26 protein-coding genes are annotated in these 24299 nt (G+C 71.5%); 8 read left to right on the top strand and 18 right to left on the bottom strand.

Going from position 1 to position 24299, the window contains the following annotated elements:
• Nucleotides 1-40: 40 nt before the first annotated feature.
• Complete coding sequence (locus tag ACLJQE_RS13600; RefSeq protein ID WP_410639546.1) at nt 41-748, bottom strand: maleylpyruvate isomerase family mycothiol-dependent enzyme; 708 nt, start codon at nt 746-748, stop codon at nt 41-43.
• Between the two features lie 10 nt (nt 749-758).
• Nucleotides 759-2486, bottom strand: a complete 1728-nt coding sequence (locus ACLJQE_RS13605) for an FAD-dependent oxidoreductase (protein ID WP_410639547.1) — start codon at nt 2484-2486, stop codon at nt 759-761.
• Between the two features lie 153 nt (nt 2487-2639).
• On the opposite strand from ACLJQE_RS13605, the gene ACLJQE_RS13610 reads away from it, so the two are divergent.
• Nucleotides 2640-2834, top strand: a complete 195-nt coding sequence (locus ACLJQE_RS13610; RefSeq protein WP_410639548.1) for a DUF397 domain-containing protein — start codon at nt 2640-2642, stop codon at nt 2832-2834.
• Here the strand turns inward: ACLJQE_RS13610 and ACLJQE_RS13615 are convergent.
• From ACLJQE_RS13615 to guaB, 4 genes are all read right to left on the bottom strand, one after another.
• Nucleotides 2818-3951, bottom strand: a complete 1134-nt coding sequence (locus ACLJQE_RS13615) for a GuaB3 family IMP dehydrogenase-related protein (protein ID WP_410639549.1) — start codon at nt 3949-3951, stop codon at nt 2818-2820. The two genes, ACLJQE_RS13610 and ACLJQE_RS13615, sit on opposite strands and share 17 nt — an antisense overlap.
• A gap of 76 nt (nt 3952-4027) precedes the next feature.
• Nucleotides 4028-4513 (bottom strand): hypothetical protein, encoded by a 486-nt coding sequence (locus ACLJQE_RS13620; protein ID WP_410639550.1) that lies wholly within the window; start codon nt 4511-4513, stop codon nt 4028-4030.
• Nucleotides 4514-4517: 4 nt separating this feature from the next.
• Nucleotides 4518-5048 (bottom strand): hypothetical protein, encoded by a 531-nt coding sequence (locus tag ACLJQE_RS13625; RefSeq protein ID WP_410639551.1) that lies wholly within the window; start codon nt 5046-5048, stop codon nt 4518-4520.
• Between the two features lie 211 nt (nt 5049-5259).
• Entirely contained in the window at nt 5260-6771 is a 1512-nt protein-coding gene (gene guaB, locus ACLJQE_RS13630; protein WP_410639552.1) for an IMP dehydrogenase, read from the bottom strand.
• Nucleotides 6772-6900: 129 nt separating this feature from the next.
• Here guaB and ACLJQE_RS13635 point away from each other — a divergent pair, with 129 nt between their 5' ends.
• Entirely contained in the window at nt 6901-7296 is a 396-nt protein-coding gene (locus ACLJQE_RS13635; protein WP_003073549.1) for a DUF5319 domain-containing protein, read from the top strand.
• Between the two features lie 62 nt (nt 7297-7358).
• Here the strand turns inward: ACLJQE_RS13635 and ACLJQE_RS13640 are convergent, their stop codons facing one another.
• The 5 genes from ACLJQE_RS13640 to ACLJQE_RS13660 form a co-directional block, all read right to left on the bottom strand.
• Complete coding sequence (locus ACLJQE_RS13640; RefSeq protein ID WP_410639553.1) at nt 7359-8294, bottom strand: anti-sigma-D factor RsdA; 936 nt, start codon at nt 8292-8294, stop codon at nt 7359-7361.
• Nucleotides 8295-8867, bottom strand: coding sequence for a sigma-70 family RNA polymerase sigma factor (locus tag ACLJQE_RS13645; protein WP_026468912.1), 573 nt, complete (start codon nt 8865-8867; stop codon nt 8295-8297).
• Between the two features lie 433 nt (nt 8868-9300).
• A complete protein-coding gene (locus ACLJQE_RS13650; RefSeq protein ID WP_003073605.1) occupies nt 9301-9897 on the bottom strand; it encodes a response regulator transcription factor in 597 nt (198 codons plus the stop codon).
• A gap of 131 nt (nt 9898-10028) precedes the next feature.
• Nucleotides 10029-10883, bottom strand: coding sequence for a hypothetical protein (locus ACLJQE_RS13655; protein WP_410639554.1), 855 nt, complete (start codon nt 10881-10883; stop codon nt 10029-10031).
• 86 nt (nt 10884-10969) lie between these two features.
• A complete protein-coding gene (locus ACLJQE_RS13660; RefSeq protein WP_410639798.1) occupies nt 10970-11875 on the bottom strand; it encodes a MerR family transcriptional regulator in 906 nt (301 codons plus the stop codon).
• A gap of 248 nt (nt 11876-12123) precedes the next feature.
• Here ACLJQE_RS13660 and ACLJQE_RS13665 point away from each other — a divergent pair, with 248 nt between their 5' ends.
• On the top strand, nt 12124-12426 hold the full coding sequence (locus ACLJQE_RS13665; protein WP_033261506.1) for a WhiB family transcriptional regulator: 303 nt from the start codon (nt 12124-12126) through the stop codon (nt 12424-12426).
• Between the two features lie 195 nt (nt 12427-12621).
• Here the strand turns inward: ACLJQE_RS13665 and groL are convergent, their stop codons facing one another.
• Both groL and groES read right to left on the bottom strand, forming a co-directional pair.
• Complete coding sequence (gene groL, locus ACLJQE_RS13670; RefSeq protein WP_410639555.1) at nt 12622-14235, bottom strand: chaperonin GroEL; 1614 nt, start codon at nt 14233-14235, stop codon at nt 12622-12624.
• Between the two features lie 98 nt (nt 14236-14333).
• Nucleotides 14334-14627: a co-chaperone GroES gene (gene groES, locus ACLJQE_RS13675; protein ID WP_004559922.1), complete on the bottom strand. Its 294-nt coding sequence runs from the start codon at nt 14625-14627 to the stop codon at nt 14334-14336.
• A 363-nt stretch (nt 14628-14990) separates the two neighbouring features.
• Here groES and ACLJQE_RS13680 point away from each other — a divergent pair, with 363 nt between their 5' ends.
• Nucleotides 14991-16859, top strand: a complete 1869-nt coding sequence (locus ACLJQE_RS13680; protein ID WP_410639556.1) for an N-acetylmuramoyl-L-alanine amidase — start codon at nt 14991-14993, stop codon at nt 16857-16859.
• Between the two features lie 21 nt (nt 16860-16880).
• Here the strand turns inward: ACLJQE_RS13680 and ACLJQE_RS13685 are convergent, their stop codons facing one another.
• Entirely contained in the window at nt 16881-18257 is a 1377-nt protein-coding gene (locus ACLJQE_RS13685; RefSeq protein WP_410639557.1) for a glycosyltransferase, read from the bottom strand.
• Nucleotides 18254-18742 carry an exosortase P gene (gene xrtP / locus ACLJQE_RS13690; protein WP_410639558.1) on the bottom strand — a complete coding sequence of 163 codons (489 nt, stop codon included), beginning with the start codon at nt 18740-18742 and terminating at the stop codon, nt 18254-18256. Before xrtP ends, ACLJQE_RS13685 begins: the two co-directional genes overlap by 4 nt.
• A 383-nt stretch (nt 18743-19125) precedes the next feature.
• On the opposite strand from xrtP, the gene ACLJQE_RS13695 reads away from it, so the two are divergent.
• The 4 genes from ACLJQE_RS13695 to ACLJQE_RS13710 all read left to right on the top strand — a co-directional run bounded on the left by ACLJQE_RS13695 (nt 19126) and on the right by ACLJQE_RS13710 (nt 21855).
• Nucleotides 19126-19896 (top strand): choice-of-anchor P family protein, encoded by a 771-nt coding sequence (locus ACLJQE_RS13695; protein WP_410639559.1) that lies wholly within the window; start codon nt 19126-19128, stop codon nt 19894-19896.
• A gap of 11 nt (nt 19897-19907) precedes the next feature.
• The gene (locus tag ACLJQE_RS13700; RefSeq protein WP_410639560.1) at nt 19908-20087 is read left to right on the top strand and encodes an LPXTG cell wall anchor domain-containing protein; all 180 of its coding nucleotides are present in this window, start codon (nt 19908-19910) and stop codon (nt 20085-20087) included.
• A 100-nt stretch (nt 20088-20187) separates the two neighbouring features.
• Nucleotides 20188-21333, top strand: coding sequence for a non-hydrolyzing UDP-N-acetylglucosamine 2-epimerase (gene wecB / locus ACLJQE_RS13705; protein ID WP_410639799.1), 1146 nt, complete (start codon nt 20188-20190; stop codon nt 21331-21333).
• A gap of 42 nt (nt 21334-21375) precedes the next feature.
• Nucleotides 21376-21855, top strand: coding sequence for a GNAT family N-acetyltransferase (locus ACLJQE_RS13710; protein WP_410639561.1), 480 nt, complete (start codon nt 21376-21378; stop codon nt 21853-21855).
• 176 nt (nt 21856-22031) lie between these two features.
• Here ACLJQE_RS13710 and tsaD read toward each other — a convergent pair whose 3' ends face one another.
• The 3 genes from tsaD to tsaB are packed head-to-tail and all read right to left on the bottom strand — an operon-like array spanning nt 22032 to nt 24219.
• Nucleotides 22032-23078 (bottom strand): tRNA (adenosine(37)-N6)-threonylcarbamoyltransferase complex transferase subunit TsaD, encoded by a 1047-nt coding sequence (gene tsaD, locus ACLJQE_RS13715; RefSeq protein WP_410639562.1) that lies wholly within the window; start codon nt 23076-23078, stop codon nt 22032-22034.
• Entirely contained in the window at nt 23078-23557 is a 480-nt protein-coding gene (gene rimI, locus ACLJQE_RS13720; protein ID WP_410639563.1) for a ribosomal protein S18-alanine N-acetyltransferase, read from the bottom strand. Before rimI ends, tsaD begins: the two co-directional genes overlap by 1 nt.
• On the bottom strand, nt 23554-24219 hold the full coding sequence (gene tsaB, locus ACLJQE_RS13725) for a tRNA (adenosine(37)-N6)-threonylcarbamoyltransferase complex dimerization subunit type 1 TsaB (RefSeq protein ID WP_410639564.1): 666 nt from the start codon (nt 24217-24219) through the stop codon (nt 23554-23556). Before tsaB ends, rimI begins: the two co-directional genes overlap by 4 nt.
• Between the last annotated feature and the right edge of the window lie 80 nt (nt 24220-24299).

The raw sequence follows: 24299 nt of genomic DNA on the forward strand, positions 1-24299 counted from the left end.
TAGAGCGGGCGCAAGGCGATCACCGGGTGCAGCGGAACGGTCACGACCAGGCCGGGATCCGGGGCACGGCACCGTCCAGGGCGGCCCCGTCGGAGCGCCCGGTGAGCCAGGCCAGCAGCGCACCGGCCGACCCGCGGACGGTCGTCTTCGGGGCGGCACCCATCGTCCATTCGAACCCGTCGGCGGCCAGGCGCAGGGCGGGCAGGTGGGCACCGCGCGAAGTGATGGCGTGCTGGACGACGTCCTCGGTGAGCGGGCCGAGCAGGGCGAGCACGCGATCGAGGTCGTAGCCGCGGTCGAGGTCGGCGAGGTGGATGGTCAGTTCGGACAGCCGCATCCGCGCCACGACGGCCCCGGTGACGGGCGCGCCCTGCCGGTTGCGGGCCTCCCGCGCCCAGGCGTCGTCCGGCATCGCGGCGGCGTACTGCTCGAACCGCCCGGCCGACGCGACGAAGTCCGCGAGCAGGTCGGCGGCGGCGCGCTGGGCGCCGGTCTCGATGTCCCGGTCGCGGGCCTCGGGACTCGGGTACATCGGGGTCTCGACGCCGGTGTTCGCCCAGACCAGCAGGTTCTGCAGGCCATCGGCGTTGCGGGCGAGGTGCGTGAGGACGTGGGCGCGCGACCAGCCGGGCAACGCGCTGGGGGCGCGCAGCTCGGGTTCGCCGAGGCCGCCGATGGCCCGCGCCCATTCGTCGTCGAGTTTCCGGATGCCCTCGAGCAGTGCGTGTGCCTTCTCGGATGCCGTCACGGCCCCGATTCTAGGAGGAGAGGCCCTGGGAGGATCGATACAGCGCGGCCGGCGCTTCCGCGGGGACGGCCGGGTTCTTCGGCGCGATCGGCTCCAGCCGGGCGTACGCCGCGTCCTGGGCCGGCCGCAGGTCCTCCTCGCCCTTGTTCGGCCACAGGGAGAACGCGCGCTCGGCCTGGGCCGTGATCGTCAGTGACGGGTTCACGCCGAGGTTGGCGGTGATCGCCGCGCCGTCCACCACCGACAGGCCCGGGTAGCCGAAGACGCGGTGGTACGGGTCGATCACGCCCTCCTCCGCCGTGGCCCCGATCGGGACGCCGCCGATGAAGTGCGCGGTCAGCGGGATGTCGAAGATCTCGCCCCACGTGCCGCCCGCCATGCCGCCGATGCGTTCGGCCGTGCGTTCGTTGGCTTCGTGGCCGGCCGGGATGAAGCTCGGGTTCGGCTCGCCGTGGCCCTGCTTCGACGTGTACTTGCGGCGGCCGAACAGCCCGCGCTTCGTGTACGTCGTGATCGAGTTGTCCAGGCTCTGCATCACCAGCAGGATCACCGTGCGCTCGCTCCAGCGGTAGCCGTTGAGCAGCTTCGCCGCCTGGACCGGGTGCTTGAGCATGAACGTGACGGCCTGCCGCCAGCGCGGCACCGGCGAGGCGCCGTCCGTCGCGATCGTCTGCAGCAGGCTCATCGCGTTGCTGCCCTTGCCGTAGCGGACCGGCTCGATGTGGGTGTTCTCGTCCGGGTGGATGGACGACGTGATCGCGACACCGCGGCTGAAGTTCCGGCTCTCGTCGACGTCGGTCCGGGCCGCGCCGATGATGGCCTCGGAGTTCGTGCGGGTCAGCTCGCCGAGCCGCCGCGACAGCTTCGGCAGCGTGCCGGTGTCCTTCATCCGGTGCAGCAGGTTCTGCGTGCCCCAGGTGCCGGCGGCGAAGACGACCTTCCCGGCCGTGATCGTCGTCCGGAACTTCTTCGAGGTCGTCCCGGTCTTCTTGAGGCTGACTTCGTAGCCGCCGTCGATCGGCTTCACCGAAGTCACCGTGGTGAGCGGGATGACCTGCGCGCCGTCCTGCTCGGCCAGGTAGAGGTAGTTCTTGACCAGCGTGTTCTTCGCCCCGACGCGGCAGCCGGTCATGCACGAGCCGCACTCGGTGCAGCCGGTGCGCTCGGGGCCGGCGCCACCGAAGTACGGATCCCCGGCCCGCTCACCGGGCTTGCCGAAGTAGACGCCGACGGGCGTCGGGTGGAACGAGTCCGCGACACCCATGTCCTTGGCGACCTCGCGCATCACGACGTCCGACGGGGTGATCGTCGGGTTCGTGACGACGCCGAGCATGCGGCTCGCCTGGTCGTAGTGCGGGGCGAGCTCGGCCTCCCAGTCGGTGATGTGCGCCCACTGCCGGTCGCGGTAGAACGGCTTGAGCGGCCGGTACAGCGTGTTCGCGTAGACGAGCGAACCGCCGCCGACACCGGCGCCCGCCAGCACCATGACGTCGTTGAGCATGTGGATGCGCTGGATGCCGTAGCAGCCGACCTGCGGGGCCCACAGGTAGCGCTTGAGATCCCACGACGTCTTCGCGAACTCGTCGTCGGCGAACCGGCGGCCCGCCTCGACGACGGCTACCCGGTAGCCCTTTTCGGTGAGCCGCAGCGCCGCGACGCTGCCGCCGAACCCCGACCCCACCACGACGACGTCGTAGTCGGGGCCACCCGCGCTGGTGGTGGTGTTACTGGCAGTCACACCTGGAGCGTAGCTGCGGCTCCGCGTTCTGACCAGAGGTAAGTTACTCGCCGGTTAGGCTTGCCCGTGACAATTGTGGGTAACCTTCGGTGAGTTTGATGTCCACGTCGGCGAATCACCGCCGATCGGGACACAATCGCGGGAGACACCACGATGAGCCCACGAACGCTCACCGGTTGGCGCAAGTCGAGCCACAGCCACTTCGAAGAGAACGCCTGCGTCGAGATCGGCACCGGCCCCGGCGTGGTCGGGGTCCGGGACACCAAGCAGGCGGCGCCCCGGCCGGTCCTCGTCTACTCCGCGACCGCCTTCGCCGCGTTCCGCGCGCACCTCACCGCCGGACGGTGAGGCCCACCCGCTGGAACTCCTTCAGATCCGAGTAACCCGTCTTCGCCATCGCGCGGCGAAGCGCCCCGAAGAGGTTCACCGCGCCTTCCGCGTCGGACGACGGCCCGAACAGCAGGGTCTTGAGGTCGACGGCGTAGTCGGGGCCGGCCGCCACGCGCGAGCGCGGCAGTGACGGGTGCGCCGCGGCCGCCGTCCAGTACAGGCCCTGACCGGGCGCGTCGGACGCGGCGGCCAGCGGGGAGCCGAGCATCACGGCGTCCGCGCCGCACGCGATGGCCTTGGCGATGTCGCCCGACACCGTCATGCCGCCGTCCGCGAGCACGTGCACGTACCGGCCGCCGGTCTCGTCGAGGTAGTCGCGGCGGGCGGCCGCGGCGTCGATGATCGCGGTGGCCATCGGGACACCGATGCCGAGCACGCGGTCGGTGCTCGTGACGCCCGGCGTGTAGCCGTGGCCGACGATGACCCCGGCCGCGCCGGTGCGCATGAGGTGCATCGCGGTGCGGTAGTCGCTGACCCCGCCGGCGATGACGGGGACGTCGAGCCGGCCGATGAAGTCCTTGAGGTTCAGCGGCTCGGCGTCGCGCTGGACGTGTTCGGCGGAGATGATCGTGCCCTGGACGACGAGGATCTCGACGCCGGCCGCGACCAGGTCGGGGGTCAGCTCGGCGGCGTGCTGCGGGCTGACGCGGGCGGCCACCGTGACGCCGGATTCCCGGACGGTCTTGATCGCCTCGGTCAGCAGGTCGAGCCGGATCGGCGCGGCGTGCAGCTCCTGCAGCACGCGGCCGACGGCGGTCGGGTCCTCGAGGTCCTCGGCCGCGCGGACCAGCTGGAAGATGGCGTCTTCGACGTTGGCGTGCCGCGCCCACAGCCCTTCGGCGTTGAGCACGCCGAGGCCGCCGAGCTCGCCGACGGCGACCGCGGTGCCGGGCGAGACGATCGCGTCCGTCGGGTGCGTGACGAGCGGCAGGTCGAAGCGGTAGGCGTCGATCTGCCACGCGGTGGACACCACCGAAGACGAGCGAGTCCGCCGCGACGGCACGATCTCGACGTCGTCGAGGTCATACGCCCGCCGCGCGGTGCGGCCCATCCCGATTTCGACCAGGTCCCGCACGTGAAGCCTCCTCCGCCGACGACAATCTGCCGTGCCCCATTGTCGCTAGGCCGCGTGGGTGACCCACGCACGGGGGTTAGAACAGCAGGACCACGGGCAGTGCGCCCGCCAGGAACCCGGCTGCCGCGCTCAGCGCGGCCAGTGCGGGCCGGTCCGCCTGCGTGACGCAGATCAGCGTGAAGACCAGCGTCATGACCGCGATCAGCACCGCGAAGACGCCGACGGCGACGGGCGAATTCCCCACCCCCACCCGGTGACCGCGTGCCTCCACGGCCTGCACCGACCGCCCGACCTCGGAAATCTCCAGGCGGACCGGCGATCCCGGCTCCAGGTCGAGGGTCGCGTCGGGCGAGCTGACCTCGAAGTGCTCGCCGGACGCCGTGCGGAGGACGAGGTCGTACAGGCGGCCTGTCGTCCTCTCCACGTGCTGGCCCCGCGTCTGGACGGTGGCTTCTTCCCACCCGGCCGGTCCGCCCGCGTCGAGGACCCCGTACGTCCCGAAGGCCAGCGAGGTCCCGACGAAGGCCGCGCCCAGCGCGGCCGCGAACCGATTCCCGGCCACGGCTTCACACCCGCACGAACACGGCGACCGGCGCGAGCAGCGCGCCCAGCGCGAGGGCCAGCCAGGTCGCCACCGGCGGGTAGACGTTGAGCCGGACCGCGCCGAAGTACACCGCGCCGAGGGCCAGCAGGCTGGCCGCGATCAGCAGGACCGGCCGGACCACGCCCGGGCGCAGGTCGACGACGCTGCCGCCCGCACGCAGGTACGCGATGCTCCCGTCCGCCGTGGAGACGTCGAGCGTCACCGGCTGGCCGGCCGGGAGTTCCAGGCCCGGGGCGACCGCCGTGACGCGGTAGTGCCGGCCTCCGGCGGCGGCCACCTCGACCGTGTGGCTCTCCACGTCCTCGTCACCGCCGACCGGGAGCGCGCCCTGCGTGTGGGACACGACCTGGCCCTCCACGCGGTACGTCGGCGCGTCCCGGCCGGCCAGCACCTGGCACATCAGGCACACCACGCCGCCGAGCAACAGGGACACCAGGGCGACGGCGGTGAAGAACACCTTGCGCAGCACCTGGGTGAGCCTGCCGACCGTCATGCGTCCCAGTGCACACCACGACTGCCACGCAAGGCGATAGGCCGATTACCGTAAGCACGCTAGGTCACCGAAACAGACCTTCTCCACGGAGACTCGGCGAGGACCGGCCACCAGCGCCCCAATGTGGCCTTCGGTGCGTTCAACGCACCCAAGGTGGCCTTCGGTGCGTTGAACGCAACCAAGGCCACCTTGGGGCGCTCGGAGCCGGGAGCTAGCGGGTCGTGTAGTTCGGGGCCTCGACGGTCATCGTGATGTCGTGCGGGTGGCTCTCCTTGAGCCCGGCCGCGGTGATCCGGACCAGCTGCGCCTCCTGCAGCTGCGCGATCGTCTCGGCACCCGCGTAGCCCATCCCGGCACGCAGGCCGCCGATCAGCTGGTGCACGACGTTCGACAGCGGCCCGCGGAACGGGATCCGGCCCTCGATGCCCTCGGGGACGAGCTTGTCCTCGTTGAGCACGTCGTCCTGGGCGTAGCGGTCCTTGGAGTAGGACTTGCCCTGGCCGCGGGACTGCATCGCGCCCAGCGAGCCCATGCCGCGGTAGACCTTGTACTGCTTGCCGCCGACCAGGATCAGGTCACCCGGCGACTCGGCGGTGCCGGCGAGCAGGCTGCCCAGCATCACCGTGGACGCGCCGGCCGCGATGGCCTTGGCGATGTCGCCCGAGTACTGGATGCCGCCGTCGCCGATCACCGGGATGCCCGCCGGGCGCGCGGCCTGGTCGGCCTCGTAGATCGCCGAGATCTGCGGCACGCCGACGCCCGCCACGATCCGGGTGGTGCAGATGGAGCCCGGGCCGACGCCGACCTTGATGCCGTCCGCGCCCGCGTCGACCAGGGCCTGCGCGCCGGCCCGGGTCGCGACGTTGCCGCCGACGATGTCGACCGAGTCGCCCAGCTCCTTCTTCAGCAGGGAGACCGTGTCGACGACCGCGCGGGAGTGCCCGTGCGCCGTGTCGACCATCAGCACGTCGACGCCGGCTTCGGCGAGCGTCATCGCGCGCTTGTGGCCGTCGACGCCCACGCCGACCGCGGCGCCGACGATGAGCCGGCCGTCCGGGTCCTTCGTCGCCTTCGGGTACTGCTCGGTCTTCACGAAGTCCTTGACCGTGATCAGGCCACGCAGCTTGCCCGCGCCGTCGACGATCGGCAGCTTCTCGATCTTGTGACGGCGCAGCAGGCCGAGCGCCGCGTCCGCGGACACCCCGACCTGCGCGGTCACCAGCGGCGGCTTCGTCATGACCTCGGACACCGGGCGGCTGTGGTCGACCTCGAACCGCATGTCGCGGTTGGTGATGATGCCCACCAGCGTCCCGGCCGCATCGGTCACCGGCACGCCGGAGATGCGGAACTTCGCGCACAGGGCGTCGACCTCGGCCAGCGTCGCGTCCGGCGCGCAGGTGACCGGGTCGGTGACCATGCCGGCCTCCGACCGCTTGACGACCTCGACCGCGGCGGCCTGCTCGTCGATCGGCAGGTTGCGCTGGAGCACGCCGATGCCGCCCTGGCGGGCCATGGCGATGGCCATCCGCGCCTCGGTGACGGTGTCCATCGCCGCGGACACCAGCGGGACGCCGAGGGTGATGTTCCGGGTCAGCCGGGAGCTCGTGTCGACGGCGCTGGGAACGACGTCCGATTCGGCCGGCAGCAGCAGCACGTCGTCGAAGGTCAGGCCGAGCATGGCGAACTTGGCCGGAACGGGGGCGGTGATGCCGTCGCTGGTCATAGCGGGTGAAGGGCCTTCCTGGCGCGGGATGAGCGTGTCGCTGTGGCGACTCGGAGCCTTCCCCTCATCTTATCCGCCGCCCGCCGCCCGCCCCGGGCGGTGGGCGGGCCGGCGGGGCCGCCCGGTACCGTGCAGGCCGTGGCGCACGATGTCCTGCCTCCAGACCCGTTCGCGGACGACCCGGATGACCCGGCCCGCGCATTCGGAGACCCCGAGGACCGGCTGGACGAGCCGATCAGCGACTCCGAACGCACCGAGCTGCTGGCCGATCTCTCGGATCTGGCCGTCTACCAGGCCCTCCTCGAACCCCGCGGAGTTCGCGGGATCGTCGTCGACTGTGGCGAGTGCGACGAACCGCACTACCACGACTGGCACCTGCTGCGGGCCAGCCTCGAGCAGCTGCTGGCCGACGGGCGGATGCGTCCGCACGAGCCGGCCTACGACCCGAACCCCGGCGACTACGTGAGCTGGGACTACTGCCGCGGGTTCGCCGACGGCGTGACCGCCAACGAAAGCGCCTACTGAGCGCTCCCAAGACAGCGAAAAGCCCTGGTGAGTTTCCTCACCAGGGCTTTTCTCCGTCTGTCCTACGGCGTTTCGCCGACGCCCTGCGACTGACCGCCGGCGGACTCGCTGCGCGGCGTGCCCGGGTCGTTGCCGCTGGCGACCGTGCTGGTCGGCGGCGGGGTGGGCGTCGGGGTCGGGCTCTCGGAGGTCGGCGGCGGGGGCGTCGGGGTCGGCGTTCCGCTGCCGGGCAGGCTCGTGGTGCCGCTGCCGCTGCCGGGGATCGACGTCGCCGAACCGGCCGGCGGCACCTGCGACGACGGCGCGCCGGGGACGACCGCCGGCACCGAGGTCTGGATCGGGCCCTGCACCGGCGCTTCCGGGTTCTGCAGCTGGGCGGCGAGCTGCCGGTGCTGCTCCATCAGCTGGTCGCGGTTCTCCTCGTCGGTGACCTGCGTCAGGGCGGCCTGTGCGTCCTGGAGGGCCTGACGGGCGGCGTCGAGGTTGCCGCCGGCGATGGCGAGGTTGGCCTTCTCGAGGTCGAGCTTCGCGGTCGCGGCCGCCTCGACGGAACGGGTGTGGTCGGAGTAGAGGACCTTGGCGAGGCCCCACAGCGTGTCTCCGGGCTGCGCGGAGCGCGCGGCCAGCCCGGTCCCGGTGAACGCGATCGCCAGCACGGCGGCGGCGACGGCGACGGGGACGAGCAGCCTGCGGCGGCGTCCGCTCGAGGCGTGCCGCTTCGCGAGAGCGGCGGTGCTGACGGTGCGCACGGCGGTGTCGACGTCGACGAGTTCGGCCAGGGGCTCACTGTCGATGTCTCTTCGCCACGCCACCAGCAACGCGTTGAGCTCCTGGTCGCCGAGACCGTCGGCCAGTGCCGGGTCGGACCCGCCGAGCGCGTCGAGCAGCGCGTCGTCGGCTTGCACCGCCGACAGGTCGGCGGCGAACTCCGCCTCCGACGCCGTCAGGCCACTGGCGAAAACGTCGTCCGGCTCGAATCTCTTCTCGTGACCGGTCACTCAGATCACCTCCTCCGCGGCCAGGACCTTTCTCAGCCGCGCGAGGGCGCGGTGCTGGGCAACGCGGACGGCGCCGGGGGTGGAGCCGACCGCATCCGCGGTCTCCTCCGCCGACAGGCCGACGACCACGCGCAGCACCACGATCTCCCGCTGCTTGTCCGGCAGCACCTGCAACAACTGGGACATCCGCTCGTTCAGCTCACCTTGCAGCGCTCGCTGCTCGGGACCGACCCCGCCTTCGACCTCGTCGGGGATCTCGGCCACCGGCTCGGCGCGGTTGCGTGCCGCCGCGCGATGCGCGTCGGCCACCTTGTGCTGGGCGATCCCGTAGACGAAGGCCAGAAACGGGCGGCCTTGATCGCGGTACGAGGGCAATGCCGTTAGCACCGCGAGACACACCTCCTGCGCAACGTCGTCCGCCGAAGCGAAGGATCGCTCCTGCCTGCCAACCCGGGCGCGGCAATACCGCACTACCAGTGGACGGATAGCAGCCAGCAGCCGCTCCACTGCCTGGGGATCTCCCTCGACAGCAGCGGCGACCGGTTCATCCAGTCCATCCCCCACATTGGCCATCGCAGACAACAGTCCCAGTGTTACGTGTAGGTGTGCAAAGAACCCGGCCCGTGGTCGCCTCCACCGCGTACCGGAGACCGCTACCGTACCGTCGGCTCGCTCCGGACCGGCGCGCGCGGTAGGCCCGGGCGCGCCGCGGCGGCGAGAGCCGCGAAAATACGGTTCTTCAGGGGTTCCGGGTGGCGGAGCCCCCGGCCCGGGGCGGAGCCCCGGTTGTTGCGGGTCGTCCTGCAGACCCGCGGTCGAAGTCGCTGATTCAACGAGCGAGCCCGGCTGCGGGTACGAGATCCGCCGGAGGGGCGGGTGGCGTAGTGGATCCGCCACATCGAACGCCGGAATGTGATGGGGACCACATAGGTGCGGGCCAGGGCGGTGCGCCCTGGCCCGTCGTCACCTGTGAACCGGCCGTGTCAGGAACGGGGAGAGCGGCAGGTCAGCTGACCAGACCGCGGCGGAAGCCGTGGGCGACGGCCTGCGCACGGTCGCGCACGCCGAGCTTGCGGAACAGCCGGCGGGCGTGGGTCTTGACCGTGTCCTCGGACAGGTAGAGCTCGCGGCCGATCTGGCCGTTGCTCTTGCCCTGGCTCATCCCGCGGAGCACCTGAAGCTCGCGCTCGGTCAGCTGGACGCCCGGGTCGGACGGCTGACGGGGCGCGGGCACCGAGGTACTCGCCAGGGTGTGGGCCAGTGCGGCGACCAGCTCCGGCCGGGACGCGTCCCAGCGGAGGTAGCCGCGGGCACCACCGGCGATCGCGGCGGCGATGCTGCCCGCGTCGTCCGGGGCACCGAAGACGATGACGTTCGCCTGGGGGTTGGCCGAGACGAGCCGCCGGGTGGCTTCGACACCCGTCGGGACCGCGCGTTGCGTCCCGACCAGCACGACGTCGACGGGCTGACGGGAGTACCGGGCCAGCAGCTCGTCACCGTGCGCTACGCAGTCGATGCGACTGACCCCAGGGACCGCGGACATCACTCGGGTGAGCCCTTCACGGACACTGCGTCGGTCGTCGCAGATCAAGACCGTCGTCACGGGGTTTCCTTCCTGCAGCCGGGTGACATTCCTCTTCCCCTATCGGACGCTTTAGCCCGAACCTTGACACGATCCGGTGGCTTTTTTTGAACTTTCTTAGCCCGGATGCCGGAACACCCCATTCCGACGGCTCAACCACCCGGGACGGGGACCCATGGTGATTCCCCCGCAACCCTCCTCCCGCAAGGATCTGCGCTTCGTAACACTGCGTGCAACACCTGAGCCACTCTGAATCGATACTCCTCGGCGTGTCCTGGGCGCAGATCGGCCGCCACGAGCGCCGCCGGCCACGAAAGTGAAAGGAATTCGCATTCCTCCGCGGTCGCCATTGCATTTCCGACAAGGTCGTCCGAAATCTTCCGGTGATCGGGGGCTCCGGCCGCCCGCAGCGCCACAGCCAGCACAATCCCGGATTTCACGGTGTGCCGCCGCGCACCCCGGGCGAGCGCGGTTTCGAAAGCGAGTTCGGCGTGCGGCACGGCGGCGGCGCCCTGACCTGCGGCGAGGGCGATTTCGGCGCCGACCCAGCCGCCGCGGACCCGCGCCCGCCACCCGGCGTCTTCGGCGGCCGCCCGCCCGGCGAGCCTGCGGGCGGCGGTGAGGCGGCCGAGGGCGAGGTTGTCCGCGGCCAGGCCGAGCAGGGCGTCGGCACGGGCGCCGTGCGCGTCGAGGCCGTCGGGGTCGGGAGCGGTATCGAGGGTGGCGGCCCCGGCGAAGGCCTCGCCGTCGAGCGCGCGGGCCCGGTGGTGGCCCCCCAGCTGCCGCCGGTGCGACGCGAGGGCGCTGGCGGCCAGGGAGGCCAGGAGGGGGTCGTTCCCGCGCCGGAGCGCGTCGAGGAGGGTCGCGGCGGCGGCGTACCGGCCCTGCGCGCCGAGGACGACGGCGGCGAGCAGCCGTTCCCGCGGGCTGCCGGGACCGCGCGCGACGGCGGGATCGGGCAGCGGGCCGCTCCCGAACGCGGCGGCCCTGAGGGCGGGTTCGTGCACCCGTCCTTTCTAGCGGGTGGGTCCGACAAAAACAGGTTCGCCCCGGACGTCGTGAACGAGTCGTTCACGACGTCCGGCGAGGGCAGCTACCGCCGCGCGCCGACCAGGACGTGCTCGATGCGGTCCGCCGCCGACGGGAGGTCCGTCAGCAGCTCCACCCGGTCCGGCAGCCCGGCCCGGTCCCAGCCCGGGCCGCAGGCGAACAGCCTGCTGCGCTGGCGCCCGCGGGACACCCTGGCGAACAGCCGCCCGTCCGCCCCGCCGCGCGCGTGTGCCCACAGCACCACCGCCGCGGGCGCGCTGCGGCGCACCGCGACCGCCAGCACCTCGGCCGGCAACGGCACCCCGAACAGCTGCGCGCCGATCCGGCGCCCGGCCAGGGACGCCGCCAGTGCGTACATCGGCATCGAGTCGCGCTCGCCGGGGACGCAGCCGAGGAGGACCGGGCGGGTGTTGCGGGGCTCGTCGAGCACCGGGGTCGCGCGGACCAGCGCGGCGAACACGCACTCCGCGAGCAGGTACTCGACCTCCGCGCCCGCGGTCGCGCCCCGCCACCGGGCCCCGAGCGCCGACAGCACCGGCTCGATCACGCCGGTCCACGCGGGGAGCACGCCGAGCTCGGCGATGGTGTCCGCGAGCATCCGCTGGACCGCGCCGACGTCCATGGCCAGCGCCGCCGTGCTCAGGCGGCGGGCCAGGCGGGAGCGGACCTCCAGGCCGTCGTCGGCCGCCTCGGGCCCGGGTGGCGCGCCGGACCCCTCCGGCTGGGGCGGTCCGGAGCGGGGCATCTGCTCGAGGGCGTAGCGCGCCGCCTCGGCCGTCGACGCGCCGCTCAGCAACGCGCGCTGCATCAGTTCGAGCCTGCCGATGTCGGAGGTGCCGTAGCGGCGGTGACGGCCGTCGGTGTGCCTGCTGGGGCCCAGTCCGTAGCGGCGGTCCCAGGTTCGGAGGGTGGACGGCGCGACCCCGAGCCGGCGGGCGACCGAGGCCACCGGCAGGGTGGGTTCTTCGGTGCCCGACCCAGCTCCCACGAGCCTCAATATCCAGGCACCCAGCGCAGTCGGCAACCGGAGGCGAAAGCCCTGCTCACACATCCGGGGGATGCCTAACGGCTGAATCGACCCGAATCGCTTGAACAACTATTGGCGCGCTTCTAACGTTACCGCCGTTGCACCGAATGGAGTATCGGCACCACCGCAGAGCAGGTAGCGGCATCGACCGAATGACGGAGGCGGTCAGGATGGCAGACACGCGCAGGCTCCCAGGCCCCAACGCCGACATGTGGGACTGGCAGCTCGAAGGGTCGTGCCGGGGGATGGACAGCGCGTCCTTCTTTCACCCGGACGGCGAGCGCGGCCCGGCGCGGGCACGGCGGGAGGCCAGGGCGAAGGCCGTCTGCCTGAGCTGCCCGGTCTTGGAGATGTGCCGCAGCCACGCGCTGGCGGTGCACGAGCCGTACGGCATCTGGGGCGGGCTCTCGGAGTCCGAGCGGGAACACATCATCAAATCGGACAAACGCGCGCTCAGCATGTCCGGCGGCTGAGCGCGCCACAGACCTCGGAGGGCGGCACCGGGTGGGGTGCCGCCCTCCGTGCCGTTTCCGGGGTCGTCACTTTCACGTGAAAGCTCCGGAGCGTCGCCTCCGGAGGGCACTTTCACGTGGAAGTGCCCTCCCCGGGTCGGGGACGAGAACGGGGCGGCACCTCCGGAGAGGTACCGCCCCGCTTTGCGTACTGCGTCAGTGCGAGTGGCCGTGGCCCGCCGCGGCGGGCTCCTCCTCGGCCGGCTTCTCGACGACAGAGGACTCCGTCGTCAGCACCAGCCGGGCGATGGAGGCGGCGTTCGCCACCGCGGACCGGGTCACCTTGACCGGGTCGACGATGCCGGCGGCCAGCAGGTCGGTCAGCTCGCCGGTGGCGGCGTTGAAGCCGTGGCCCCAGCCCTGCTCCTGCACCTTGTTGACGATGACCGCGCCCTCGTGGCCCGCGTTGGTCGCGATCCAGAACAGCGGGGCGGTCAGCGCGTCCTTCACGATGCGCACGCCGGTGGCCTCGTCGCCTTCCAGGCCCAGGCCGCCTTCGAGCTCCTTGACCGCGTGGACCAGCGCCGAACCACCGCCGGGCAGGATGCCCTCCTCGACGGCCGCCTTGGTCGCGGCCACGGCGTCCTCGATGCGGTGCTTGCGCTCGTTCAGCTCGGTCTCGGTGGCCGCGCCGACCTTGATCACCGCGACACCGCCGCCGAGCTTCGCGAGCCGCTCCTGCAGCTTCTCGCGGTCCCAGTCGGAGTCGGTGCTCTCGATCTCCTTGCGGATCTGCGCGATCCGCGCCTGGGTGGCGTCCTTGGTGCCGGCGCCGTCGACGATCGTGGTGTCGTCCTTGGTGACGACGATGCGCCGCGCGCTGCCGAGCGAGCCGAGGTTCGCGTCGGCCAGCTTCATGCCGATCTCCGTGGAGATCACCTCGCCGCCGGTGACGACCGCGAGGTCGTCCAGGAACGCCTTGCGGCGGTCACCGAAGAACGGCGCCTTGACCGCGACGGCGGTGATCGTCTTGCGCAGCGAGTTCACCACGAGGGTGGACAGCGCTTCGCCGTCGACGTCCTCGGCGATGATCAGCAGCGGCTTCTTGGCCTCGACGACCTTCTCGAGCACCGGCAGCAGGTCCGCCAGCGACGAGATCTTCTCGCGGACGAGCAGGATGTAGGCGTCCTCGAGGATCGCCTTCTGCTCCTCCGGGTTGGTCGCGAAGTGCGCCGAGAGGAAGCCCTTGTCGAACTGGACGCCCTCGGTGATCACCAGCTCGGTCGCCAGGGTCGACGACTCCTCGATGGTGATGACGCCGTCTTCGCCGACCTTCTCGACGGCTTCGCCGAGCAGGGCGCCGATGTTGGCGTCACGGGAGGTCACGGTGCCGACCTGGGCGATGTTCTCGCGGCCCTTGACCGGGGTGGCCTTGGCCTTGAGGACCTCGATGACCTTCTCCGCGGCGGCCTCGATGCCGCGGCCGATCGAAGAGGGGTTGGCACCGGCCGCGACGTTGCGCAGGCCGACCTTCACCAGCGACTGGGCGAGGACGGTCGCGGTCGTGGTGCCGTCGCCGGCGACGTCGTTGGTCTTGGTGGCGACGCTCTTGGCGAGCTGCGCACCGAGGTTCTCGAAGGGGTCGTCGAGCTCGATCTCACGGGCGACGGTCACGCCGTCGAGGGTGATGGTCGGGCCGCCGAACTTCTTGTCGAGCACGACGTGGCGACCGCGCGGGCCGAGGGTGACCTTGACCGCGTCGGCGAGCTTGTTCACCCCACGCTCGAGCGCGCGACGAGCGTCCTCGTCGAATTTGATCTGCTTGGGCATAGCGTTTTCCGCTTACCTTCCGGTGGGTCTGGAACGCAAGAACGCCCCGCTCCCCGGCGTTGTGCGGGGCCCGGGGCGTCATGCGCTGCGAGCGGACGTCAGTTGATGACGGCCAGCACGTCGCGGGCGGAAAGGATCAGGTAGTCCTCACCGTTGTACTTGACCTCGGTGCCGCCGTACTTCGAGTAGATGACGACGTCGCCGACGTTCACGTCGAGCGGGACGCGGTTGCCCTTGTCGTCGATCCGGCCCGGGCCCACGGCCAGAACCTTGCCCTCCTGGGGCTTCTCCTTGGCGGTGTCGGGGATGACGAGGCCGGAAGCGGTCGTCTCCTCGGCCTCACTCGTCTGGACAACGATCTTGTCCTCGAGCGGCTTGATGTTCACGCTCACCGGGTTGACCTCCACGGTCGTCGAAAGCGTTGGCAGGATGTGGTTACGGCTCTACCACCCCCGCCGTCGCGGGTGCCGGGGCTGTCGGGCCGTGCAATTAGCACTCTAGCCACGTGAGTGCCAGTCGTGCAAGGAGGGTCCACCCGACGTGGGAAAAAGCCCCCGCAAGTGTCCTGACCGGCGGTTTCACCCGGCGCCCGGCTCGAGCAAGCAGACCACCACCCCTACACCTCCCTCGCCGACCGGTCGCCGGCGAGGAGCAGGAACCCCCCAAGGGACACCACCCGGTCCAACCCTTACCCCCGGCGTGAGTTTCTGGTTAGGTTCTCACCTCTGGCACCTGCACCCTGGGGGTTCATGCCCATGTCCCGCCCCATCCCGAGAACGGTGGCCATCGCCGCCGCCGTCGCCCTCCTCACCGGCCTGGCCACCCCGGCACACGCCGACCCCACGAGCCAGCGCCAACGCGACTTCACCGCGGCGGCAGCCGAGTTCGAAGTCCCGGAGAACATCCTCCTCGGCGTCTCCTACCTGGAGTCCCGCTGGGATTCCAACGCGGGCACACCCAGCACGTCGGCCGGTTACGGCCCGATGCACCTCACCGACCTCCGCGAAGCCGGGGTCGCCGGTACCCACCACGACGAAGGCACCGAAGACCCCCGGGGCGACGACGCCCGCCCGGCCCCGCACCCGCAGGCCGGCCCGGCCGCCCCGCCGCCCACGCTGCAGACCGTCGACGAGGCCGCGCAACTCCTCCGAACCGACGCACGAACGCTGCGCACCGACCCCGCCCAGAACATCCGCGGCGGCGCGGCCCTCCTCGCGAAGTACCACGCCGGCACGAGCGACTGGTACACCGCGGTGGCCCGCTACAGCGGCTCCGCCGACCAGGCGGCCGCGCAGACGTTCGCCGACGAGGTCTTCGACACCATCAGGACCGGCGTCACGAGGACGACCGACGACGGCCAGCAGGTCACGCTGAGCCCGACGCCGGACCTGACCGTCCCGCAGCACGCCGAGACGAGCCCGCCGAACGTCGAATGCCCCCGCAAGGTCACCTGCGAGTCGGTCCCCGCGCCGTACCAGCAGCTGCCGAAGGACGACTACGGCAACCACGACCTCGCGAACCGGCCGTCGAGCCAGAAGATCGACCACATCGTCATCCACGACACCGAGGGCTACTGGGCCAACGTCCTCGACCTCGTCCAGGACCCGACGTACGTCAGCTGGCACTACAGCATCCGCTCGGCCGACGGCCTGATCGCGCAGCACGTGCCGACCAAGGACGTCGCCTGGCACGCCGGCAACTGGTACGTCAACGCGAAGTCGATCGGCATCGAGCACGAGGGCTTCGCCGCGAAGGGCACCTGGTACACCGAGGCCATGTACCGCACGAGCGCGAAGCTCGTCGGCTACCTCGCGCGCAAGTACGGCATCCCGCTCGACCGCGCGCACATCATCGGCCACGACAACGTGCCGGGCACGACGCCGGCGACCATCCCCGGCATGCACTGGGACCCGGGCCCCTACTGGGACTGGGCGCACTACTTCGACCTGATGGGCGCCCCGCTCGGCGGGTTCGGCCTGCCCGGCTCGTCGCTGGTCACCATCGACCCGGACTTCGCGAAGAACCAGCCCGCGTTCACCGGCTGCGGCGGCCCCGGCACCACCTGCGTGCCGCGTGGCTCGGAAGCCGTCGTGCTGCACTCGGAGCCGTCCGGGTCCTCGCCGCTGCTGGTCGACGTCGGCCTGCACCCGAAGGGCACGGCGTCCACGATGGAGGTCTCCGACATCGGCAGCCGCGTCGCGACCGGGCAGCGGTACGCCGTCGCCGAAGTCCGCGGTGACTGGACGGCGATCTGGTACCTCGGCCAGAAGGGCTGGTTCCACAACCCGCGCAACGCCCGCGTCGCGAAGCCCGCGATCGGCTGGGTCGTGACGCCGAAGCCCGGCCTCGCGACCGTGCCGGTGTACGGCCGCGCCTACCCCGAGCCGGAGGCCTACCCGGCGAACGTGACCGTGCAGGCGATCACGCCACTGCCGTACACGCTCTCCGCCGGCCAGAAGTACTCCTCAGGCGGCGTGGTCGGCTCCGAGTACTACTGGGCGACCACGTTCGACCCGGCGAACCACGTGGTGGTGAAGGGCAAGCTCAAGTACGTCCAGATCCAGTTCGGGCACCGGATCGCCTTCGTCAAGGCCGACGACGTCCGGATCGTGCCGGCGTTCTGACCCGCCGGGTGGGGGTCGCGCTCACGCGTCGAGCGCGACCTTCACCCCGGCCGCCTGCTCGGTGTTGCGGCGCGTCTTCGCCCAGCCGTTGCGCCCGCGGACGAGCCGGAACAGCGCACGCCACGACGTCACGTAGAAGGTGTAGATGTACGCGGCGTACGCGAAGCCCATGCCCAGCCCGCGCAGGATGTTCTTGCTGCGCAAGCACTTCAGCTGGTAGATCGGGCCCCAGACGAGGAACGGCAGCAGCCCGAACGAGCCGTAGATGGCGAACAGGATCCACGCGCCGCCGGTGAACCACGTCCACATCTGCGCCGGGTCGCCCGCGGTGCCGAGCACCAGCAGCACGAACGGGATCGGGTACAGCAGCGAGCCCAGCAGCTGCAGCCACGGCTGGGCCAGGTAGTACATCATTTCCGCCGCGCCGAGGGTGCTGACGTGCGGTGAATCCCAGATCCGGCGCAGGTAGCGGGCGCACTGCATGGTGCCCTGGCCCCACCGCGTGCGCTGCACGAGGAACCGCCGCAGGCTGTACAAACCTTCTTGCGACACGTGGGAATCCGGGGTGAACCCGGTGCGCCAGCCCGCCGTGAGCAGGTGGACGCCGAGCTCGAAGTCCTCCAGCAGCGAGCCACGCCACGGCTGTCCGGCATCGCCGGCGATCGAGTCCAGCGCGGTGAGGCGGGTGAACTGGCCGTTGCCGCCCATGGAGATCGTGCCGGTGAACCCGCGGGACGTCTGGATGGCCGCGATCGCCGTGCGGAACTCCAGGTCCTGCAGCTGCGCGAGCTTGAGGCCGAACCAGCGGCCCACCGGGTTGCGCGACGGCGGCGGCGTCCCGGCGTTGCCCATCCGGACGTCCAGCTGCACCGCGCCGATCTCCGCGTCGCCGAACAGGTGCGGCGCGGCGCAGACCTCGAGGCAGTTCGGCGCCGGGCGGCCGTCGGCGTCGACGACCACGACGACGACGTCGTCACGGCTCGCGGCCGGGCCCATCCAGTCGTCCAGGGCGCGGTAGGCCGCGTTCAGCGCGTCGCCCTTGCCGGTCCGGGCTTCGGGGCGCACGCGCGGCACCAGGTGCAGGTACGGGTCGTAGCCGCCGTGCCGCCGCCACAGCATCCGGACGACGCGAGCGGTGCGGTCCTCCGAGTCGTCGTCGACGACCCAGACGTGCGCCCGGCGGAAGGTGGTGCGCAGGTAGCGGACCGTCTCGCGGATGACTGTCTGCTCGTCACGGCACGGCACGAAGAAGTGCCAGGTGAAGCCGTCCGGGTCGCCGACCGGTCCGGGCTTGCGGCGCAGGTACGGCACCACGATCACCACGACGTAGACGAGGAACGCGACGCTCATCGTCAGCGCGAACGCCTGCGTGATCGCCAGCAGGACCTTGACGCTCATGCCCGCTTCTTTCGCGTGGACAGCCAGACGAAGAGGACGATCGAGACGGCGCCGCCGAAGACGCTCACCATCGAGCCGAGCAGCGTGTGGCCCCAGTAGTAGCCCTCGTCCGTGCCGAACCGGTGTACGAGCCCGACGATCGTCAGAATGCGCAACTGGTTCACCAGTACGACGACGACCGCGGAAATGCCGAGCGAAAAGAAGAGCCGCCGCGCATTCGACGGCCGGAAGTACAGCATGACCATCGTCACAACGAGCAGCGGGAGCAAAAGGAACGCCGAAGAACATTCCGGCGTCATTCTCAACCCGAACGGAGCAGCACTGGTCAACCCAAAGTAAACGGACTCCCGATCGGGTGCCACATAAACACCCGATGTAGTGAACAGATCGAGGATCGTACCGGCGAGCCGCACTTCCAGCTCGCGGTAGAACCGCTCGGCCAGCACCACCACGACACCCGCCGCCAGCAGCGCACTCAACGCCATGACCAGCGAAAACCTTGTCATTCCTGAGTTCGGAGCGCTCGCTACCGCCACAACGTTCCTCTCGGTGCCGATTTCCCGACCAAGCCGCGGACCCCGGGCGAGCGTAGGACATGTGTGTCACGCCTTTCCACTCGGAGGGGTGGAAAGTTCGCCCCAATCGGCTGGTCGTTCTCCGGACTTGTTACGCCATCCGAGTGACGTCGGAAATGACCTGCGGAAATAGCGCCGAGACTTACCCGATCCGGTGATTGGGGAAATTTTTGGTGCTATTCGGCTCGCTCTTCGCGATAGTCGATCCGCGTGCCGAGTCGAGGCAAGCCGGTTCGATCCGCGCCGCCGTCACGCGAACCCCGGACAATCCAGCGAATTCGGAGGACCACTTGATGAAGAGCTCCCTCGTGCGCCGTGGCGGGCTGCTCGCCGCGGTCGTGGCGAGCGTCGTGCTCGCCGGCGCGGCCCCCGCTTCGGCGGCCCCCGGCGACGGGTCCGCCTACGGCGTCAAAGCCGACGTCAAGCTGCTCGGCCAGGACGCGGTGAAGGCGGGCCCGTTCGCGGCCGCGAACACCGCGGGCCCGACGAGCAGCAGCCTGGCGAAGGTCGACCTCCCCGGCATCCTCACCGCCGGCGCGATCAACACCGAAGCCAAGCGCGACGAGAACTCCGGTGCGGTGACGGCGAAGGCGAGCACCGCCGACGTCGGGCTGCCGCTGCTCAAGGCGGCGCTCGGCGACGTCGGCATCAAGCTCGTCGAGGCCGTCTGCACCGCAACGCAGAAGGGCGTCGAAGGCAGCACGAAACTGGTCGGCGCGAACCTCGGCAGCGTCGGCGCGGTCGATGCCACCCCGGCCGCGAACACGCAGATCAAGGTCGGCCTCGGCGCGCTCAACGTCGCGACGATCGTCCTCAACGAGCAGATCAAGAACAAAGACGGCAGCCTCACGGTGAACGCCGTCCACGTGAAGCTGCTCGGCGAAGGGCTCAAGGCACTCGGCTCGGGTGACGTCATCGTGTCGTCGGCGACCTGCGGCCCGGCCGCGCCGCCGATGCCGCTGGCGTCCGGCGCCGGGCTCTGGATCGGGCTCGGGCTGCTCGCGGCCGTCGCGGTGCCGGTCGGCACCCGCATCGTCCGCCACCGCCGCACCGCACAGGCCTGAGCGAGGTCCGGATGTACAAGATGCCGGGCGCGGGCGTCGGCGTGGCCGGGGGCGGGGTCGGCACCCTCGCCGCCACCGGTGCCGACATCGGGTGGTGGCTGGCCGTCGGCGTGCTCCTGGTCCTGCTCGGGACCGGCGCGCTGATCGCCGTCCGCCGCCGCAACCGCCGTCTTTCCCAGGCGCGGGACTGAGGCGGTGACCCGGGCCGCCGGCGTGTGCCCCTCGCACGCCGGCGGCCCGCGGGCGGAAATTTCCTGGAAGATGTGTGACGTGGAGAAGGGGCACCGCGAGGTGGACGTGATGTTGCTGGCCGGGACGCGGCCGGAAGCCGTCAAGCTCGCGCCGCTGGCGCTGGCGCTGGCGGCCCACCCGGTGCTGCGCCCGGTCGTGGTCCACAGCGGCCAGCACCCGGGCATGGTCGAGCAGGCACTGGAGCCGTTCGGGCTGGCCGTGGACGGGTGGCTCGACGTGCCACCACGGGTGACCGGCGGCCAGGCCGAGCTGATGGCGGGGATGCTGCCGCCACTCGACGACGTGCTCCGCCGCCACGCGCCGGCCGCGCTGGTCGTCCAGGGCGACACGACGACGACGCTCGCCGGCGCGCTGGCGGCGTTCTGGCTGGGCGTCCCGGTGGTCCACCTGGAAGCCGGGCTGCGCACCCACGACCTGGCGGCGCCGTTCCCGGAGGAGGGCGCGCGGCAGATGGTGTCCCGGATCGCGGCACTGCACCTGGCACCCACGCTCGGCGCGGCGGCCGCGTTGCGCTCGGAAGGCGTTGCGCGCCAGCAGATCGCGGTCACGGGCAACACGGTCGTCGACGCCGTGCTGGAGATCGCGGCCCGTGACCTGCCGGCCCGTGACACGGCGCTGGCGCTGCTGGAGATGGAACTCGCGGAGGCCGGCGAGCGGCTGGTGCTGGTGACGTCCCACCGCCGGGAGTCCTGGGGCGAGCCGCTGGAGCGGACGCTGGCCGCGGTGCAGCTGATCGTGGCCGAGCACCCGGACGTCCAGGTGCTGTTCCCGGCGCACCCCAACCCGCAGGTCCGCGCCCAGGTGGAGGCGGCACTGGCCGGCCTGCCCCGGGTGACGGTGACGGACCCGCTGGAGTACCCGGACCTGGTGCGCGCGTTGCGGCTGGCGTCGCTGGTGCTGACGGATTCGGGCGGCATCCAGGAGGAGGCCCCGACGTTCGGCACCCCGGTGGTGGTCCTGCGCGACGTGACCGAGCGCGTGGAGGTGGTGGCGGCCGGGTGCGCGTGGCCGGCGGGCACCGATACCGAGCGCATCGCGGACACGGCGGCCCGGTTGCTGAGCGGCGAGCTGCAGCCGGCCCAGGTGGAGAACCCCTACGGCGAGGGAAATGCGGCGGCGTTGGCGGTCGCGGCGATCGAGGAGCTGCTGGGCGTCCGAGCCACCGCACCGGCGACGGCTTCGTAAGTCGGTCGCGGACCCGCACCCGGGTCGGCGACACTGGCGCCCGTGGACGTCGAACTTGTGACCGCCGCCGAGGCGGACAAGCCGGTGCTGGCGAACCTGCTCCAGCTCTACCAGTACGACTTCTCCGAGATCCGCGACCTCGACCTCACCCCGCACGGCACGTTCACCTACCGCTACCTGGATTCGTACTTCACCGAGCCCGGCCGCGAGGCGTACTTCATCACCGTCGACCGCACGCTGGCCGGCTTCGCCCTGCTGCGCGCCGACGTCGACGACGACGGGTCGTGGAACGTCGCCGAGTTCTTCGTGGTCCGCGGCCACCGCCGCCGCGGCGTGGCCCGCCGCGCGGCCCGGCTGCTGTTCGCCCACCACCCCGGCGAGTGGACGCTGTCGTTCGACCGGAACAACCGACCCGCGGCCGCCCTGTGGCGATCGGTCGTCGCCGAGGTGGCCACGGGCGGGATCACCGAGACCGAACGCCCGCCGCCCATCGCGGGAACCCGCCTGCGGTTCACGGCCTAGCGTGGCGACGGCTTCGCGGAGACCGCAACACGCGGCCCACACCCCCCGCAACCCCGATCCGAAGCCAGAACACGGCCGGCGGCGCCGGGTCAAGGCATCTTTCCCGCCTTGACGCGGTGCCGCCGGCCGTAGTCACAATCAGGCTTCGGGGTGGCGGGGAAATGCCGGCTCAGTAGCTAGAGCGACACCACGTTCACCGGCAAGGCCGGGTTAGCGCTGAAGTCCAGCCGGGTCGTCGGACGCTTCGCCGCCACCACGTGCGCCCCCAACGCCGCGATCATCGCGCCGTTGTCCGTGCACAACCTCGGCCGAGGAACCCGCAGCTCGATGCCGGCCGCCGCGCAGCGCTCGGCGGCCAGTTCCTTGAGCCGGGAGTTCGCCGCCACACCGCCGGAAATCACCATCGTGCCGATTCCCTGCTCCTTCGCCGCGCGGATGGCCTTCGCCGTCAGCACGTCCGCGACCGCCTCCTGGAACGACGCCGCGACGTCGTCCACCGGAATCTCCTCGCCGCGCCGAGCTGCACCTTCGACCCAGCGGGCGACCGCCGTCTTCAAGCCCGAGAAGGAAAAATCAAACGCAGCGTCGCGCGGGCCCGTCATGCCGCGGGGGAACGCGATCGCCGCCGGGTTGCCGTTCTTGGCCGCCTTGTCGATCGGCGGGCCGCCCGGGTACGGCAGGCCGAGCACGCGCGCGACCTTGTCGTACGCCTCCCCCGCCGCGTCGTCCACTGTGGACCCGAGCTCGGTGATCGACGACGCGATGTCGTCGACGCGCAGCAGCTGCGTGTGCCCGCCGGAGACCAGCAGCGCCAGGCACGGCGTGGGCAGCGGCCCGTGCTGCAGCGTGTCCACCGCGATGTGCCCGGCCAGGTGGTTGACGCCGTACAGCGGCACGTCCAGCGCCGTCGCGTACGCCTTCGCCGCCGAGACGCCGACGAGCAGCGCGCCCGCCAGGCCCGGCCCGGCGGTCACCGCGATGGCGTCCACATCGGACATCGACAGCCCGGCCTTCTCGAACGCCCGCGAGGTGGTCGGGACCATCGCCTCCAGGTGGGCGCGGCTGGCGACCTCGGGCACCACACCGCCGAAGCGGGCGTGCTGCTCGACGCTGGAGGCCACCTCGTCGGCCAGCAGCTCGACCGTGCCGTCGTCGTGCAGGCGGACCAGGCCGACGCCGGTCTCGTCGCACGAGCTCTCGATGCCCATGATGATGCGTGCCATCAGCGCGCCACCCCGTCTCGCGTCCGCGCCGGGCGGACCATCGTGTACGCGTCGGCGCCGGAGGGCTGGTAGTAGCGCTTCCGGATGCCGAGCCGTTCGAAGCCGTGGCGCTCGTACAGGGCGAGCGCGGTGGTGTTGTCCGTGCGGACCTCGAGGAAGACCGGTGCCTCGAACTCGTCGGCCCGCACCAGCAGCGCCTGCAGCAGCGCCTTGCCGATGCCACGGCCCTGGTGTTCGGGTGCGACGCCGATGGTGTGCACGGTCGCCTCGTACTCGCCGCGGCGGCGCCCGACGACGGCCAGCCCGGCGTAGCCGAGCAGCTCGTCGCCCTCGTCCGGGCGCGCGGCGAGGTAGAAGTTGCCCGCGTCCAGTTCGGAGTGGAAGGCGCGGGCGCTCCACGGGTCGTCGCCGGGGAACAGGATCTTCTCGATCTCCACGCACCGGGCGATGTCCATGCGGCGCAGCGGTTCGAGTCTCACGGAGCGGTCACCCGTTTCGGCGCGGCGGGCTCGGCGGCGTCGGGACGGCGCAGGTACAACGGCGTCAGCGGGGCCGGCGGTGCCGAAGCGAGCAGGGCGCTCCGAGCGGCCTTCACCAGCCCGGCGGGCGACGGGAAGCGCGGCTCGACCGGCCGGACGCCGAGGACGTCGGCGTAGAGGACCGCGCCGTCGCCTGCCGCCACCTTGACGTCGGTCTCGAGGTCGGCGGGGCGCTGGACGTGCGGGCCGTCGGTGCGCTGCCCCGCGGCGTCGTAGGCGGCCCAGTAGACCTCGCGGCGGCGGGCGTCGGTCAGCACGAGGAAAGCGTTCTCCCCCGGCGCGACGTCGGCGGCCAGCGCGTCGAGGCTGCAGACCGGGTACACCGGGATGCCCAGTGCGTGGCCGAGGGCGGCGGCGGTGGCCATCCCGGCACGCAGGCCGGTGAACGGCCCGGGACCGACGCCGGCGACGATCGCGTCGAGGTCCTTGAGGGTCACGCCGGCGGCTTCGGCGGCGGCCAGCGCGTGCGGCGTGATCAGCTCCCCGTGGGCGCGGGGGTCGACCGTGACGCGGTCACCGCGCGTCTCGACCGAGTCGCCGTCCAGCGCGACGACGCCCGCTGTCACCGCCGGGGTCGAGGTATCGATCGCCAGTACCAACACGGTGTCCCAGCCTACGACCAGCGCTTTGGGCTGCTTGCTGCAGGGGACGGATCAGCACGGTAACGTCCCACTGGAGTCCG

The organism is Amycolatopsis sp. lyj-346, from assembly GCF_046548975.1.
Classification (GTDB): domain Bacteria; phylum Actinomycetota; class Actinomycetes; order Mycobacteriales; family Pseudonocardiaceae; genus Amycolatopsis.